Genomic DNA, 14,894 nt, shown 5'->3' on the forward strand with positions numbered 1-14,894 from the left:
CGCGTAGATGTAGATGCTGACCGGGCGCGGCGTCTCGCCCGCGCCGCGCCGCGGTCAGCCGTCCCGCCTGAGCTTCGCGATCTCGCGCTCCAGGGAGGCCACCGTCCGCTTGAGGTCGCGGACCTCCTCGACGGTCGCCAGGCCCATCGCCTTGGCGAACGTCTCCTTCTGCTCCGCCGTGAACGAGGAGACCCGGCCGGGCACGCTCATCGCGGTCATGAACAGCCGCATGAACCGCTCGTCCTGCATCAGCTTCGCCACGTTCGGGTTCGCGGCGAGCTTCAACCCCTCGGAGACCAGTTTGTCCTTCAGCGCCATGCACGCAGCCTAGCCGACTTTCGAGCGGGCGCGTCAGCCCGCGCGTCAGCCCACCTCGACCAGCACCGCGGTGATGTTGTCCCGCCCCCCGCGCCGATTCGCGAGCTCGATGAAGAGGTCGACGGCGGTGTCGCCGCCCTTCGAGGCGATGCTCGCGATCTCCTCCTCGGCGTGGAGATAGCCGTGCAGCCCGTCGGAGCAGAGCAGGTATCGATCGCCCGCCTCCACGGCCACGATCGAGGTGTCGACCTCGACATAGTCCCTGTTGCCCACCGCGCGCGTGATCACGTTGCGGTGGGGCGAGCTCTTCGCCTCGTCCGCGGAGATGAGCCCGTTCTTGATCTGCCACGCGATCAGCGTGTGATCCTCGGTCATCTGCACCGCGGTCCGGTTGCGGACCTGGTAGATGCGGCTGTCGCCCACCTGACCGGTCACGAGCGCGCCGCCGACGATGAGCGCCGCGCTGATCGTCGTGCCCATGCCGCTCTTGTCGCGGTCGAGCTCGGCGATGGCGAAGACCATGTACGTCGCCGCCTGGATCGCGCCCTCGAGGATGCGCAGCACGGCGCGCGCCTTGGGCTGCGTCAGCGGCTCGTCGGGGTCGCCGATGGCCGGCAGCCCTCGCTTGACCATGCCGTAGATCGTCTCGACCGCCTCGGCGCTCGCGACCTCGCCGGCCGCGTGCCCGCCCATCCCGTCCGCGACGATGTAGAGGCGGAGCTCGTCGTCCCGGAAGAACGCATCCTCATTGGCGCGTCGGTGGCGCCCGACGTCGGTGCGGCCAAATGATTCGATCCTCATCGAGCTTGCCCGGTCCTTCGATCGCCGCCCGGTGGGGAAAGCCCCGAGGCGTCGGCGCGACTGTCGTACGATAAACTTCTTCAGCGGGGCCTGTCGAGTGGGCGAGGGCTCGGTTAGGATGGATGGGCCAGCCATGGCACGAAGCTTCTCCGCGACCTGTGGGCCGGATGGCCTTCGCCACCACCTGGCCGACCTGCGCAGCGCCGTCCCGTCGGCCTCGGGCGGGGTCGTCTTCGTGTCCGGGCAGCTCGCCCAGCGCGCCTCGAGCGTCGCCGAGCTCGTCCGTAGCACCTGGCGCGGCACCCCCGCCTGCGTGGTGTCTGCAGCGGGCGTGCTCAGCGAGCGCGGCGAGATCGAGGGGGACACCGGCGCGAGCGGCGTGCTCTGGTCCGGCGGTCGGGTCACCCCGTTCGCGCTGCCCGAGCGCGCCGAGGAGCCGGGCCGCCGCCTGCGCGAGCCCCTCGCCCGCACCATCGGCCACCGCTCCGCGACCGCCATCCTCTTCGCCCGGCCCGGCGCGTTCGCCCCCGAGATGCTCGAGGCGCTCGCCTCCTGCGCGCCCGGCGCGTGCCTGTTCGGCGCCGGGACCGCGTCCGGCTCCGCCATCGGCGTGACGTCCGAGGGCGAGCTGCTCGAAGGCCCGGCGATCGGCCTCGCCATCACCGGGTTCGCCCCGCCGATCGTCGACGCCTCGCCCGCCGCCAGGCTGCTCGAAGGCTTCCACCCCATCGAGGACGTGAGCGGCGGCGTCGTGCTGCGCGCCGGCGGGCGGCCGGCGCTCGACCTGCTGTCCGCCGCGACCGCCTCGCTCGGCGAGCCGCCCAGCCCCCAGCAGCTCGTCGTCGCCGCGCTCGCCGACCCGCTCGATCCGCGCGGCGGGGCCGCGGTGCCGCGCGGCGAGGCCGCGGAGCCGGCGGCGGCGCTCCGCTCCGAGCGTTACGTGCTGCGGCCGATCCGCGGCGTCGATCCGTCGCGGCGCGGGCTCCTGCTCGGCGACGACGCGAGGCCCGGCGTGCGCCTCGCCTTCGCCGTGCGCGACGCCGCCGCCGCCCGCGCCGGGCTCGAGGGGATCGCCCGGCAGGTGTCCCGGAGCGCGCTCGGGTCGGCGCCCCGCTTCGCGCTCTACCTGAGCTGCGCCGGGCGCGGCCAGGGCCTGTACGGGGCGCCGGACGTCGAGGCGCGCATCCTGCGCCAGCGCTTCGCGGATCTCCCGATCGCCGGCATGCACTCGAGCTTCGAGATCGCCCCCTGGGCGCCGGGCCAGGCCAGGCTCACCCTCTACACCGGCGTGCTCGCGCTCTTCCGCGCGCCGAGCTGAGCGCCGGCTCCCCGGACGCCGCGCGCGTCAGCGCTCGCGGTACACCGCGATCACGGCGGAGGCCCGCCGCTTCACCTCGGCGTGGATTGTCGCGTAGCGCGGCTCCGCGCGCAGGGACGCGAAGACGGGGCAGCGCTCGATCCACATCAGGTCGAACAGGCCGTCGGCCAGCGAGAGATCGAGCGCGGTCAGCGCGAGCTCCGGCTTGCCGACGAAGGCCGCGATCTCCGCCTGGAGCTGCCGCATGAACGACGTGCGCCGCAGCGCCGTGACGCCCGGGCCCGCGCCCTGCGCAGGCGCCGTCCGGACGTCCGACAGCCGGTCCTCCAGGACGTCGTCGATCAGCGACAGGAACGGATCGGGGGTGTACGGGAAGGCGTCACGCGCGCGCTTCTGCAAGAGCACCTCGAGCACCTCCGGGGCGCGCTGCCACATCGCGCGGCGCATCCACAGGACGGAGTGGCCCGTGGTGCTGGCCCCGGACGGCAGCGCATCGACCACGGCTTCGGCCTCCGCCCACCGGTCCAGGAGCGCGTACGCGCGCGCCAGCGCGTAGGCCACGAGCACCACCTCCGGATCGCGCGCCAGCGCGGACCGCGCCCGCCGCGCGCCGTCCTCGAACGCGCCGCACTCGAGCAGGATGCTGGCGATGAGGCCCTCCGCCTCGGCGTTCCCCGAGCGGGACGCGAGCGCCGCCTTGAGCTCCCGCATCGCCTCGACCACGTCGAGGCGCTGGAACCGCACCGACGCCATCGCGAGCCGCGCGTCCGGCAGCTCGGGCGCCGCGGCGACGGCGCGCGTCGCCGCCTGCGTGGCCAGGTCGCCGCCCTGATCCGTGAAGAACCAGAAGCGCGAGCGCGCGAGCGCGTAGGCCGACAGGATCATCGGATCCTCGGGCGCGCGCTCGAGCGCCTGCTCGAAGAGCGCGATCGCGCGCGCCTGGTGCTCCGGCCAGAACCTGCGGTACTCGTGGCGCCCGCGCAGGAACAGGTCGAGCGCGACAGGATCGCTCGGCGCCGTGCGGCTCGGGGCGGCCCCGTCGAGGGTGAGCGCCGCGGCGACCGCCTCGGCCACCTCGTCGTTGATCCGCAGCACCTCGGTCTCGGGGCGGTCGAAGCGCTTCGCCCACAGCTGGAAGCCGTCGGCGACGGAGACGAGCCGCGCGCTGATCCGCACCGTCCCGTCGCGCCGCCGCACCGAGCCGCCGACGACCACCTGCACCCCGAGCTCGCGCCCGAGCTCGCGCGGATCGACCTCGCCGTCAGGGCGCCGCGAGGCCGCCCCGCGCGGCCTCACCCGCAGGCCCGGGGTCATCGAGAGCGTGTCGATGAGATCATCGGTCAGCTCCTCGGCCAGGTACGCGTCGGACGCCGAGCCCTGGTTCGTGAACGGCAGGACCGCGACGCTCTTGCCGCCCGGATCGCCCGTCCCGGAGATCGACCCCGAGATCGCCGTCCGCTCGTGCGGCGGCGTGAACGCCGGCGGGATGACCGTGGCCGGGCGCGTGAGCGACGCGAGCTCCTGCGCGACGCTCTCGACGGACGCGTACCGGTCGTCGCGAGAGCGCGCCATGCAGCGGAGCACCACGCGCGAGAGCGCGTCGGGCAGGTCGGCGCGCCGGTGCCGCGGGTCGGGCGGGTCGGCGACGAGCCGCGCCGCGGCGACGGCGAGCGGCGCGTCGCCCTGCCACGCGCGCTCGCCCGTGAGCATCTCGTAGAGCATCGCGCCGAGCGCGTAGAGGTCGGCGCGCTCGTCGATGTCGGTGGCGCCCTGCACCTGCTCGGGCGCCATGTACGCCGGCGTCCCCAGGACCGCGCCCAGCGTCTTGCCCGCCTCGCCGTCCGGCACGATGGCGCGCGCGATCCCGAAGTCGGTCAGGACGACGCGCCCGTCGCGCCCGAGCAGCACGTTGTCCGGCTTGAGATCGCGGTGGATGACGCCTGCCCGGTGCGCGGCCTTGAGCCCCGCGCACACGCCCTCCACGATGTCCATGGCGCGGGTCACGGCGAGCCGCCGCTCGCGCGCGACGAGCGCGGCGAGCGGCTCGCCCTCGATGAACTCCATCGTCAGGAACCGGTCGCCCTCGTGCTCGCCGATGTCGAAGACGCGCGCCACGTTCGGGTGCGTCACCTTGCGCGAGAGCCGCACCTCGCGGCGGAACCGCTCGATCACGTCGGGCGCGCCGCTGAGCTCGCGGCGCAGCACCTTGACCGCGACGACCTCCGCGAGCTCCAGGTCGCGGGCGCGGTACACGCTCCCCATCCCGCCGATGCCGACAAGCCCGAGGAGCTCGTACCGCCCGGCGAGGACCTGCCGCGGGCCGGTCGCCGCGGCGGCGCTCGCCGACGCGGCCCCCTCCCGGGCGCCGCTCGCCGGGAGCGGGGTGTCGTGGATCGTGTCGTCCTTGAAGCGCTGCGGCATAGGGGAATCCGGGCGACCGTTGCCCCGCACGCATCGAGGTTAGCTCAGGAAGGGCGGGTCGAGCACCTCTCGTCGTGAGAGCTCGAGCGCGGAGGTGCTAGTGTCCGCCGACCATGGTAGAGACGTCGAGCGCCATCGCGGTGGAATCGCTCTCCAAGACGTACCGGGTCCACGAGCGCGCCCCCGGCTTCTCCGCCATGGTGCGCTCGGTTTTCCGGCGCCGCACCAGGTTGGTCCACGCGGTCGACGATCTCTCGTTCTCGATCGCGCCGGGCGAGCGCGTCGGCTTCCTGGGCCCGAACGGCGCCGGCAAGACAACGACGCTGAAGGTCCTCGCCGGGCTGCTCCACCCGTCGGGCGGCCGGGTCCGGGTGGCGGGCTTCGTCCCGCAGCACCGCGAGGCCAGCTTTCTCAAGCGCATCACCCTCGTGATGGGCCAGAAGCAGCAGTTGCTCTGGGATCTCCCGCCCGTCGAGACCTTCGCCCTGAATCGCGCCATCTACGGGATCAGCGATGCGGATTTCAAACAGACCCTGGGTGAGCTGGAAGACCTGCTCGGGATCGCCGCCATCGCCACGAAGCCGACACGGCAGCTCTCGCTCGGCGAGCGCATGAAGTGCGAGCTCGCGGCCGCCCTGCTGCACCGGCCAGAGATCCTGTTCCTCGACGAGCCGACGATCGGGCTCGACGTCGCGATGCAGCTCGGCGTCCGGGAGTTCATCCGCCGCTACAACGAGCAGCGGCGCGCCACGGTCGTGCTCACATCCCATTACATGGACGACGTGGCGGCGCTCTGTCCTCGGGTCATCGTCATCGACAAGGGGAGGCTGCGTTACGACGGCGATCTCGCGGCGCTCGTCCGGAGCGTGCGGCCTCACAAGCGGATCGCGCTGCGCTTCGGCGGCCCGGTCGACCGGGCGCTCCTCGAGCGGGTCGGCGCCGTCCTCTCGCTCGATCCGGGCCGCGCGGTGCTTCAGGTGTCGCAGGAGGAGCTGCGGCCGGCCATGTCCTGGCTGCTCAGCCAGACCGACATCGCGGATCTCACGGTGGAGGATCCTCCCCTGGAGGAGGTGATGCGCGAGCTCTTCGCGGGCGAGGAGCGGGCGGGCGCCGCGGGCGAGGCCGCGTCGTGAGCGCGCTCTCCAGGGCGGCCCGGGCGTTCCCGACGCTGCTCCGCGTCGGGCTCGCGGCCGCGATGGCGTACCGGGCCGAGATGCTGATCTGGATGCTCACGACGACGATGCCGCTCGTGAGCCTCGCGCTCTGGTCGGCGGTGGCCGCGAGCGCCCCGGTCGGCCGCTTCGAGGCGAGCGACTTCACCGCGTATTTCCTGGCGATCCTCATCGTCCGGCAGATGACCGGCTCGTGGCTCGTCTGGGAGATGAACATGGAGATCAAGAGCGGCGCCCTCTCGCAGCGCCTGCTCAGGCCGATCCACCCGCTCGTCGCCTACGCCGCCGACAACCTCGCCGCGCTGCCGCTGCGGGCGGCGCTCTGCTTGCCCATCGCGGTCATCGCCCTCGCCGTGACCTCGGGCGAGCGGTTCCATCCGACGCCCCTCGATCTCGGGATCTGGGCGGCGTCGCTCGTCGGCGCCTGGATGATCAACTTCTTCACGATGGCGCTGATCGGCTCGCTCGCGTTCGTGATCGAGAGCTCGACCGCGGTGTTCGACATCTACCTTGCGGCCTTCATGGTCTTCGCCGGCTACCTCGTCCCGCTCGAGCTGTTTCCCTCGTGGCTCGGCGACGTCGCGCGGGTCCTGCCGTTCCGGTACAGCCTCGCGTTCCCGGTCGAGCTCATCACTGGCCTGCTCGACCCGGGCCGCGCGCTGACCGAGCTCGCCGTGCAGTGGGCCTTCGCGGCCGGCACCGCCGCCGCGGCGCTCGTCGCGTGGCGCGCGGGTGTCCAGCGGTTCTCGGCGTTCGGCGGGTGAGCGGCGTGCGTTATCTGCGGTTGCTCGCGACGCAGCTCCGGGTGTCGCTCGCGCTCGGCATGCAGTACCGGTGGGATTTCCTCCTCGGCGCGGTGATGACCGTGGTCTGGACGCTGGTCGGGCTCGTCCCGCTCCACATCGCGCTCGCCGCCCGCCCGCCGATCCACGGCTGGACCTACGAGCGCGCGCTCGTGGTGGTCGGGTGGTTCACGCTGCTCAAGGGCATCCTCGAGGGGGCCGTGAACCCGTCGCTCATCAGCGTGGTCGACCAGATCCGGAAAGGCACGCTCGACTTCACGCTGCTCAAGCCGGCGGACGCGCAGTTCCTCGTCTCCACGGCCCGGTTCGAGGTCCGCAAGGTCGTGGACGCCGCGGCCGCGGCGGCGATCTTCGTCTATGCGTTCACGAAGATGGGCCGCGCCCCCGAGCCCGCCCACCTGGCGCTCTCGCTCGGCCTGCTCGTGACGGCGACCCTGGTGCTCTACTCCATCTGCATCCTGGTCATCTCCGCCGCGTTCTGGGTCGTGCGCCTCGACAACCTGGCTTACCTCTTCAACTCCCTCTTCGATTTCGCGCGCTGGCCTGTCACGATCTTCAGCGGATTCTGGCGCATCGCGTTCACGGTCGTCGTCCCGCTCGCCCTGATGACCACCTACCCGGCGGAGGCGATGCTCGGCACCATCGCCCCGCGCACGGCCGCCGCCGCAGCGCTCGGCGCGCTCGCCTTCGGCGCCGTCGCGCGCGCGGTGTGGAAACGGGCGATAGGGCGGTATACGTCGGCGTCGAGCTGAGCGTCGCGAGGGCTTCCGGCGCGCTGCGCGGGGCACTACGCTGGCGGACTGACCTCCTGTCGCGAGGAGGACCGGCGGCATCGGGAAGGAGACATGGTGAAGAACGGAGGGCTGACGCTCGAGGAGTTTGGCCGGAGCCTCATCGAGCTCACGATGACCGAGGACGTGATTCGCCGGCGGGCGATAGCCCTCCTTTCGCTCGCGCGCCGCGAGGAGAGGGAGCTCAAGGTCCTCGGGAAAATGTCGCGCCTCACGGTCGATTTCCAGGCCGGCGACGCGACGGTGACGCGCGGCGCGAGCGGCGCCTTCGATGTCTCGCTCCCGCAGGCCCTGACGGTCCGGGTCGACACGGACGGGGAGGCCGAGGCCGCGGAGCACCGGCTCGGCGCGACGATCGTGCTGCGCATCACGCCGAGGCCGTGCGCGCCGCTCGGGATCTTCCTTGACGTCGCGGAGCCGGCGGCGGAGTCGGTGCTGTTCGCCGAGCCGCAGGCCGGCTCGAGGGACTACCTGCACGCCCGGATCGAGGAGGAGGTCCGGAAGGAGCTCCTCCGCCTCGTCCGCGCCCGGATCGCGGAGACCGGCGCCGAGCGCACCGTCGATCTGGAGGAGCCGCTCGCGCGCGCGCTCGGGCTCGCCGGGGCGGACCCGGGCGGCCGCGAGGCGCCGCCGCCGAGCCGGCTGCGCGGGGCCGGCGCCGCGCCCCAGCAAGCCGCCGCGGTCCGGCAGGGCGCTCCGACCGACGAGCTTGTCGCGCAGCTCCGGGTCTTCGGGAACGCCATGCCCATCCAGGTGTGGACCTCGCGCCCGGACGGCCAGCTGAACTTCGTGAACCGGGCCGTCCTCGACTACTTCGACCGCACGGAAGAGCAGGTGCTCGGCGAGGGCTGGCTCGGGGTCCTGCACCCGGATGACGTCCAGAAGACGGTCGCGAGGTGGACCCGGAGCCTGGAGACGGGGGAGCCGTACGAGACGGAGTTCCGCCTGTGGCGGGCGAGAGACCAGACCTACCGCGAGCACGTGGTGAGCGCGCTGCCGCAGCGCGACGCGGCGGGGAACATCGTCCTGTGGATCGGCAGCACCACCGACGTGGCCGACGTGCGCCGGGCCGAGGCCGCCCTGCGGACGAGCGAGGCGCGTTACCGGCTCTTCGCGGAGGCGTCGAACGAGGGGATCTGGTTCTGGAACATCCGCGAGGACACGACGGAGTGGAGCGATCGCCTGCTGGAGCTGATGGGCGTCGGCCGCGAGGCGTGGGGCGGGACGTTCATGAGCTTCTTCGAGCGCGTGCACCCCGACGACCGGAGCGCCATCCAGGCCGCGCTGAGGGCGCACCTGGAGGAGCGGCGGCCGTTCGAGCTCGAGCAGCGGCTGCGGCACGAGGACGGGGAGTACCGCGACATGTTCATCCGCGGCATGGCCGAGTGGGACGAGCGCGGCGTGCCGTTCCAGATGGCGGGCGGCGCGACCGACGTCACCGAGCAGAAGCGCCATCAGGCCATGCTGAAGGAGCGGCTCGAGATCATCGAGCAGCAGCAGGAGGCGATCCGGGCGCTGTCGACGCCGATCATCGAGGTCTGGAAGGGTGTCCTGACGATGCCGGTGCTCGGCGCGCTGGACGAGCAGCGCTCGCAGCAGATGATGGAGGTGCTGCTCGACGCCGTGGCGCGGACCCGGTGCCGTCACGCGATCATCGATCTGACCGGGGTGAGCGCCCTGGACGCGGGCACGGCCGATCATGTGCTGAGGCTGATCGACGCCGTCGCGCTGCTCGGCGCGCAGGGCATCGTGGTCGGCATCCGGCCCGAGGTGGCGCAGACGGTGGTGTCGCTGGGGCTGGATCTGTCGAACATCAAGACGCTCTCGAACCTGAGGGAGGCGCTCCTCTTCGCCATGCAATCGAGCGGGGTGTCCGTCCGGAGGCGGCGGAGGCGGAGGGCTCTGCGCGAGGACGCGGACGACGCGCCGAGCGCGCGGGAGCCGCTCTCGGCGCGCGGGCGGTGACGGGCGGGCAGGCGCCCGCCGCGTGGACGAGGGCGCGAATCCGCGCAGATCGCAAGGTCAGGGGTTCATCCCTCTTCGCGGGCTTGCTTCGACCGTGTCACACGACCCTGCCCCCCTGATGGAAGCGTCGGAGTCATCGCGACGTGCGCCGGCAGGACCGATGAGCTCGGACCGGGACCGGAGACGAACAACGAGCCGGCGCCTCGCCCGAGGGGCCCTTCGCAGGAACGACCGGAGCTGTCATGCTCATGCCGCATCGCGACGACCGCATGAAAGACCCATCGCGTGCTTTGATTCACAGACACCTCCACTTCTTCAAGATCGTGCCGTGACTGTAAATATGGCAACTGTCGTAAAAATATCGTACAGGTGAAGAATGCATAGCCGATGGGCGACGAGCGCCGGTTCGTTCCAGCGTGCACCGCTCTTCTCTGGCGCGACGCGGCGCACGGCCTGCGACGCGGGCCTGGCGCAGCCAGATCCGCTCCTGTTACTGATCGTAACGCGATGTGGTCCGCGTGTTACCGATCGTAACGTGATGTCGCCGAGCGAGGCTTCCCGCGCGCTTTGACAGCGGTGACAGGTGTATTCTCTCGACCCCTCGTGCGATACCCGAAACGGGGAGATCTGCGGACGGCGCGTGCGCTGCGCAGCGGGCATCTCGACGCGGGGCGGCCGCTCCTCCGGAGGGCAACGCGTTCAACGCAAGCATCGTGAGAACGGCGGTTGCGACCCCTGGGAGCTGATCGAAATGCCTTCCACCGGGAATGTACATGCGGTCGCGCTGCGCGTGTTTCCGACGGGGAAGAGCGCAGCACGACCGGTTCGACCCTGACCGTGCCGAGCCCCTCAGACTCAGCGAGGCCCACCATGTCCTTTCGATCGAAGTACTCCAAGCTGCTCACCGCAACCGCCATCCTCCCCCTGCTCGTCGCGTGCGGCTCGAGCGATGACACGGGCGACACCAGCACCGGCGGCGGCAGTCCGACCGGCGGCGCTGGGTCGACCACCGGCACGTCGTCGGCGAGCGGCACCAGCGGCAGTGGAGCCGGTGGCGCAGGCCCCGCCACGAGCGGCGCGGGCGGTGCAGGGACTGGTGGCGGTGCCTCCGGCGCAGGCGGCGGTCCGGTCGTCGGTGATGGCTACCCCGAGCACACCGGCGCCGACTGTGAGGTGACTGCCGGTGGACTGAAGAAGAATGACAATCTGCCCAATCCCTTCGTCATGGACGACGGGACCGCCATCACCACCAAGGCAGCATGGAAGTGCCGGCGAGCGGAGATCAAGGCGGAGATTGAGAAGTACGAAATTGGCCCCAAGCCTGAACCCCCGAAGGTCGAGGCCAGCGTCTCCGGCAACAAGCTGAACGTCGTCGTCACGACAGCTGCAGGCTCGATCACGCTCACCTCCGATATCGGAGGGTCGGGCAGCTGCGTCGCCATCGGGATGAACGGGAACGCGGGCCTGATCAGCGGCTGTACCCAGATCCCCTTCATGCACGATCAGGTGGTGGGCTACGACGGGGGCAGCGGCTCGCACAGCCAAAGCAACCCCTTCTACAAAGTGTACCCCGACCTGTGGGGCAAAATCGGAAAGTACAACGCCTGGTCATGGGGTATCAGCCGCCTCATCGACGGCATCGAGCAGGTGAAGGACGAGCTGAACGTCGATCCGACCAAGATCGGCCTGCAGGGCTGCTCCTACGCCGGGAAAATGGCCCTGTTCGGCGGTGCGTTCGATGAACGGGTGGCGCTCACCGTCGCCCAGGAATCGGGAGGGGGTGGCATCACCTCCTGGAGGACGTCTCAAGACTTCACGACCCGTACGGGGACGAACATCGAGAAGATCGACAACACCAACGGCTCCTGGTTCCTGGGCAGCATGAAGCAGCTCGACCCCTACAGCTTGCCCCACGACCACCATGAGCTCATCGCCATGATCGCCCCCCGCGCCGTCATCGCCCTGGGCAACCAGGACTTTGAGTGGCTGGGTGATGAATCCGGATGGAAATCGGTCAATGCCGCCAAGGAAGTCTGGAAGGCCATGGGAGTGCCAGAGAACATCGGCTTCGACTTCACGAGCAACCACGGTCACTGCGCGGCCCCGGCAGCTCAACAGGCTAGCGTCAAGGCGTTCGTGGACAAGTTCCTCAAAGGAATGAACGCAGAGACCGAGATCGTCATCCGGCCGCAAGAGGGCAACTTCGATCTGGACTTCACCAACGTGATCGACTGGGAGACCCCCGCCCTGCGGTGAGCGAGTCCTCTGCTGGCTCGTCGATCGGGAGACCGAGCTCGATTGGCGCCCAGGGAGAACGCCTCGGCTTCAGCTGCCGACGCCGCGAGAAACCCGAGACCGTGGCGATACGTTCCAGATAGCCGCTGAGCCATGGCCCCGGCCGGAAGTCGGTAACGGATCCGAGACAGGCCGGACGAGAGCCCTACGCGTGGATCGCGCCGAGAGGCGCGTTCCGGCTCTGGGATGGGAGCGGTTGAGGTCGCGCCGCGGCGGCGGGCGCGACGCCGCCAGGTTCGGACGCATCTGAGGCTTTGCTTCGTCGACGTTCGCCGGCGCAGGCCGCGATCACCTCAGCCACGTCTCGGACCGGAGCCGCTCGACGAGGAAGTCGACGAAGGCACGCACCCTCGCCGCCGCGCGCCGGCCCTCGGCGTGGACGACGTGGATCGGGACCGGCGGGGGCTCGAACGCCGGAAGCACGATGGAAAGACGGCCGTCGCGCAGCTCCGGGCCAATCTGATAGGAGAGCACCCGCGCGAGCCCCCGCCCGGCCACGGCCGCCGCGATGGCGACGTCGGCGGTGTTGACGAGGAGCTGGGACGGCGGGAGGACCTTCTCGACCCGCGCGCCCGACGCGAACGACCACTCCGCGGGAGCGCCCGTCGGCGAGAAGGAGATGGTGTCGCGCTGCGCCAGGTCGGCCGGCGCCGCGGGCGCGCCGCGCGCGGCCAGGTAGCCCGGCGACGCGCAGACCACCCGCCGCACCGAGCCGACACGGATCGCGGTCAGCGACGAGTCGGGCAGATGGGCAATCCGGACGGCCACGTCGAGCCCCTCGTCGAGCATGTCGACGATGCGGTCGACGAGCAGCGTCCGCGCCGACACGCGCGGATGGCGCGCCAGGAAGTCGAAGACGACCGGCGCGACGAACATCCGGCCGAACATGACCGGCGCCGTCACCCCGATCTGCCCCCGCAGCGCGGCGTGGGACCCGGCCGCCGACGCCTCGGCCTCCTCGAGCTCGCCCAGGATCCGCTTGCAGTCCGCGAGGAACCGGGCGCCCGCCTCGGTCAGGCGGACGACGCGCGTGGTGCGGTGCAGGAGCCGCGTACCGATCCGCTCCTCGAGCGCGGAAATGGCCCGCGTCACCGCCGGCGGCGACATCGACAGCCGCCGCGCCGCGGGCGCGAAGCCCTCCTCCTCGGCGACGGCGACGAACACGCGCAGGGTGTCCAGGCGATCCATCGGATTATTCCATTTCCTGAAACAGTCTCTTGTCAAGGACGGGCATTACCCGCGGCGACCGGAATGGGTATCTTCGGTTGGCGAGCGGGAGGCAGGCACACGCGGGCTGTGCCGCCTCCTGCGGCCATCCAGTCGAAAGGACACCTCGATGACGATCCCTGCCAGCCCACTCCGTCTTTATCGCCATCCGCTCTCGGGGCACGCGCACCGTGTGGAGCTGTTCCTGTCGCTGCTCGGGCTTCCGTTCGAGCGCATCGACGTCGATCTGAAGAGCGGCGCCCACAAGACGCCCGAGTTCCTGAGCAAGAGCCCCTTCGGTCAGGTGCCGGTGATCGAGGACGGCGACGTGACGATGGCCGACAGCAACGCGATCCTCGTTTATCTGGCCGCGCGGTACGACCCGTCGGGGCGCTGGCTCCCGCGCGATCCGGTGGCGGCGGCGCGCGTGCAGCAATGGCTCTCCGTGGCCGCGGGGCAGCTCGCGGCCGGGCCCGCGGCGGCGCGCCTCGTGAGCGTGTTCGGCTTCAGGCTGGATCACGAGCGGGCCAGGGCGATCGCCGCCCAGCTCTTCGCGGTGCTCGACCAGCACCTCGCGGCGCGGCGCTTCCTCTCGGGCGATGAGCCGACCCTCGCCGACGTCGCGATGTACACGTATACAGCGCACGCGCCGGAGGGCGGCGCGCCGCTCGACCCGTATGGCCACATCCGCGCGTGGCTCGCCCGCGTGGAGGACCTGCCCGGCTTCGTGCCAATGCAAAGGGCGCTCCCGTGACCGCCCCGTCCGGCTGGCCCGGTGAGGGATCACCCTATCACCCGGGCGAGATGGCCCTGCAGGCGCGGGCCGGCGCGCGCGAGCGGGCCGAGAAGGCCGGACGCAGGATCATCCGGGACTTCATGCCCGACCAGCACCGCGAGCTGTTCACGAAGCTGCCGTTTCTGCTCGTCGGGAGCCTCGACGCGCAGGGGCGGCCATGGGCCTCCATCCTGGTGGGGCGGCCGGGGTTCATCGCATCTCCGGATCCCCGGACGCTCGCGGTGAACGCGCGTCCTCCGCCCGGCGATCCGCTCGCCGCACACCTCGTGGCCGGCGCGCCCGTGGGCCTCCTCGGCATCCAGCTCGAGACCCGCCGTCGCAACCGGATGAACGGCACGATCGCCGAGGCCGGCGACGGGGGCTTCGTCGTCGAGGTCGGGCAGAGCTTCGGCAACTGCGCGCAGTACATCCAGGCGCGAGAGCCGAGGTTCGTGAGAGAGCCGGACGCGACCGCCGCGCCTCCTGCGGCGCAGGCGGAAGGACCGGCGCTGTCGGCCGGCGCGGCGGCGCTGATCCGGCGCGCGGACACGTTCTTCATCGCGACCGCCGCGCCGGCCGCGCGCGGGGGCAGCGCGGTCGAGGGGGCCGACGTGTCCCACCGGGGCGGCAAGCCCGGCTTCGTGCGCGTGACCGAGGAGGACGGCCGCACGGCGCTGACCTCGCCGGATTTCACCGGCAATTTCGCGTTCAACACGTTCGGCAACCTGGCGCTGAACCCGCGCGCGGGGCTGCTCTTCGTGGATTTCGCGTCGGGCGGGGTGCTGTCGCTGACCGGAGAGGCCGAGGTGCTCTGGGACGGACCGGAGCTCTCGGCCTTCGCCGGAGCCCAGCGGCTCCTGCGGTTCCGGGTGGCCGAGGGCGTCTTTCGGGAGGACGCTGTGCCGCTGCGCTGGTCGGCGCCGGTGGCGGCGCCGCAGCTCGCGGCGACCGGCTCGTGGGAGGGCGTGGAGCGCGCGTGACGCCGCGCGGCGGCGGGCCGGCCCGGGGGAGTTTTGCCCCGCCGGGGAG

At 71.5% G+C, this 14,894-nt stretch carries 11 protein-coding genes and 1 pseudogene; 8 read left to right on the plus strand and 4 right to left on the minus strand.

What is annotated here, in order from left to right; translation table 11 throughout:
- Nucleotides 1-54 precede the first annotated feature (54 nt).
- On the minus strand, nucleotides 55-318 hold the full coding sequence (locus WMF17_RS35790; protein ID WP_437575454.1) for a hypothetical protein: 264 nt from the start codon (nucleotides 316-318) through the stop codon (nucleotides 55-57).
- 45 nt (nucleotides 319-363) lie between these two features.
- Entirely contained in the window at nucleotides 364-1,119 is a 756-nt protein-coding gene (locus WMF17_RS35795) for a PP2C family protein-serine/threonine phosphatase (RefSeq protein WP_437597855.1), read from the minus strand.
- A gap of 133 nt (nucleotides 1,120-1,252) precedes the next feature.
- On the opposite strand from WMF17_RS35795, the gene WMF17_RS35800 reads away from it, so the two are divergent.
- On the plus strand, nucleotides 1,253-2,437 hold the full coding sequence (locus tag WMF17_RS35800; protein ID WP_437645512.1) for an FIST C-terminal domain-containing protein: 1,185 nt from the start codon (nucleotides 1,253-1,255) through the stop codon (nucleotides 2,435-2,437).
- A 27-nt stretch (nucleotides 2,438-2,464) separates the two neighbouring features.
- Here WMF17_RS35800 and WMF17_RS35805 read toward each other — a convergent pair whose 3' ends face one another.
- The gene (locus WMF17_RS35805; protein WP_437645514.1) at nucleotides 2,465-4,858 is read right to left on the minus strand and encodes a protein kinase domain-containing protein; all 2,394 of its coding nucleotides are present in this window, start codon (nucleotides 4,856-4,858) and stop codon (nucleotides 2,465-2,467) included.
- A 236-nt stretch (nucleotides 4,859-5,094) separates the two neighbouring features.
- Between WMF17_RS35805 and WMF17_RS35810 the strand changes: the two are divergent.
- From WMF17_RS35810 to WMF17_RS35830, 5 genes and pseudogenes are all read left to right on the plus strand, one after another.
- Nucleotides 5,095-5,991 (plus strand): annotated as a pseudogene (locus WMF17_RS35810) (ABC transporter ATP-binding protein); the annotation flags it as partial.
- The gene (locus WMF17_RS35815; protein WP_437597858.1) at nucleotides 5,988-6,794 is read left to right on the plus strand and encodes an ABC transporter permease; all 807 of its coding nucleotides are present in this window, start codon (nucleotides 5,988-5,990) and stop codon (nucleotides 6,792-6,794) included. The pseudogene WMF17_RS35810 and the gene WMF17_RS35815, both read left to right, overlap by 4 nt.
- Before the next feature lie 5 nt (nucleotides 6,795-6,799).
- A complete protein-coding gene (locus tag WMF17_RS35820; RefSeq protein WP_437604336.1) occupies nucleotides 6,800-7,585 on the plus strand; it encodes an ABC transporter permease in 786 nt (261 codons plus the stop codon).
- Nucleotides 7,586-7,678: 93 nt separating this feature from the next.
- Nucleotides 7,679-9,589: a PAS domain-containing protein gene (locus WMF17_RS35825; RefSeq protein WP_437597859.1), complete on the plus strand. Its 1,911-nt coding sequence runs from the start codon at nucleotides 7,679-7,681 to the stop codon at nucleotides 9,587-9,589.
- A gap of 870 nt (nucleotides 9,590-10,459) precedes the next feature.
- Nucleotides 10,460-11,845 carry an alpha/beta hydrolase family protein gene (locus WMF17_RS35830; RefSeq protein WP_437597860.1) on the plus strand — a complete coding sequence of 462 codons (1,386 nt, stop codon included), beginning with the start codon at nucleotides 10,460-10,462 and terminating at the stop codon, nucleotides 11,843-11,845.
- 327 nt (nucleotides 11,846-12,172) lie between these two features.
- Here the strand turns inward: WMF17_RS35830 and WMF17_RS35835 are convergent, their stop codons facing one another.
- The gene (locus tag WMF17_RS35835; protein WP_437645515.1) at nucleotides 12,173-13,072 is read right to left on the minus strand and encodes a LysR family transcriptional regulator; all 900 of its coding nucleotides are present in this window, start codon (nucleotides 13,070-13,072) and stop codon (nucleotides 12,173-12,175) included.
- A 148-nt stretch (nucleotides 13,073-13,220) separates the two neighbouring features.
- Here WMF17_RS35835 and WMF17_RS35840 point away from each other — a divergent pair, with 148 nt between their 5' ends.
- Nucleotides 13,221-13,844, plus strand: coding sequence for a glutathione S-transferase family protein (locus tag WMF17_RS35840; RefSeq protein ID WP_437645517.1), 624 nt, complete (start codon nucleotides 13,221-13,223; stop codon nucleotides 13,842-13,844).
- Nucleotides 13,841-14,845 (plus strand): flavin-nucleotide-binding protein, encoded by a 1,005-nt coding sequence (locus tag WMF17_RS35845; protein WP_437645519.1) that lies wholly within the window; start codon nucleotides 13,841-13,843, stop codon nucleotides 14,843-14,845. The genes WMF17_RS35840 and WMF17_RS35845 overlap by 4 nt, the downstream gene beginning before the upstream one ends.
- The last annotated feature ends 49 nt before the right edge of the window (nucleotides 14,846-14,894 follow it).

Origin of the sequence: Sorangium sp. So ce362 (assembly GCF_051519845.1) — a bacterium.
Taxonomy (GTDB): domain Bacteria; phylum Myxococcota_A; class Polyangia; order Polyangiales; family Polyangiaceae; genus Sorangium.

Bases quoted from the DNA above. Each gene is read 5' to 3' on its own strand.
- WMF17_RS35790 (WP_437575454.1), bottom strand. From the start codon at position 318: ATGGCGCTGAAGGACAAACTGGTCTCCGAGGGGTTGAAGCTCGCCGCG.
- WMF17_RS35795 (WP_437597855.1), bottom strand. From the start codon at position 1,119: ATGAGGATCGAATCATTTGGCCGCACCGACGTCGGGCGCCACCGACGC.
- WMF17_RS35800 (WP_437645512.1), top strand. From the start codon at position 1,253: ATGGCACGAAGCTTCTCCGCGACCTGTGGGCCGGATGGCCTTCGCCAC.
- WMF17_RS35805 (WP_437645514.1), bottom strand. From the start codon at position 4,858: ATGCCGCAGCGCTTCAAGGACGACACGATCCACGACACCCCGCTCCCG.
- WMF17_RS35825 (WP_437597859.1), top strand. From the start codon at position 7,679: ATGGTGAAGAACGGAGGGCTGACGCTCGAGGAGTTTGGCCGGAGCCTC.
- WMF17_RS35830 (WP_437597860.1), top strand. From the start codon at position 10,460: ATGTCCTTTCGATCGAAGTACTCCAAGCTGCTCACCGCAACCGCCATC.
- WMF17_RS35835 (WP_437645515.1), bottom strand. From the start codon at position 13,072: ATGGATCGCCTGGACACCCTGCGCGTGTTCGTCGCCGTCGCCGAGGAG.
- WMF17_RS35840 (WP_437645517.1), top strand. From the start codon at position 13,221: ATGACGATCCCTGCCAGCCCACTCCGTCTTTATCGCCATCCGCTCTCG.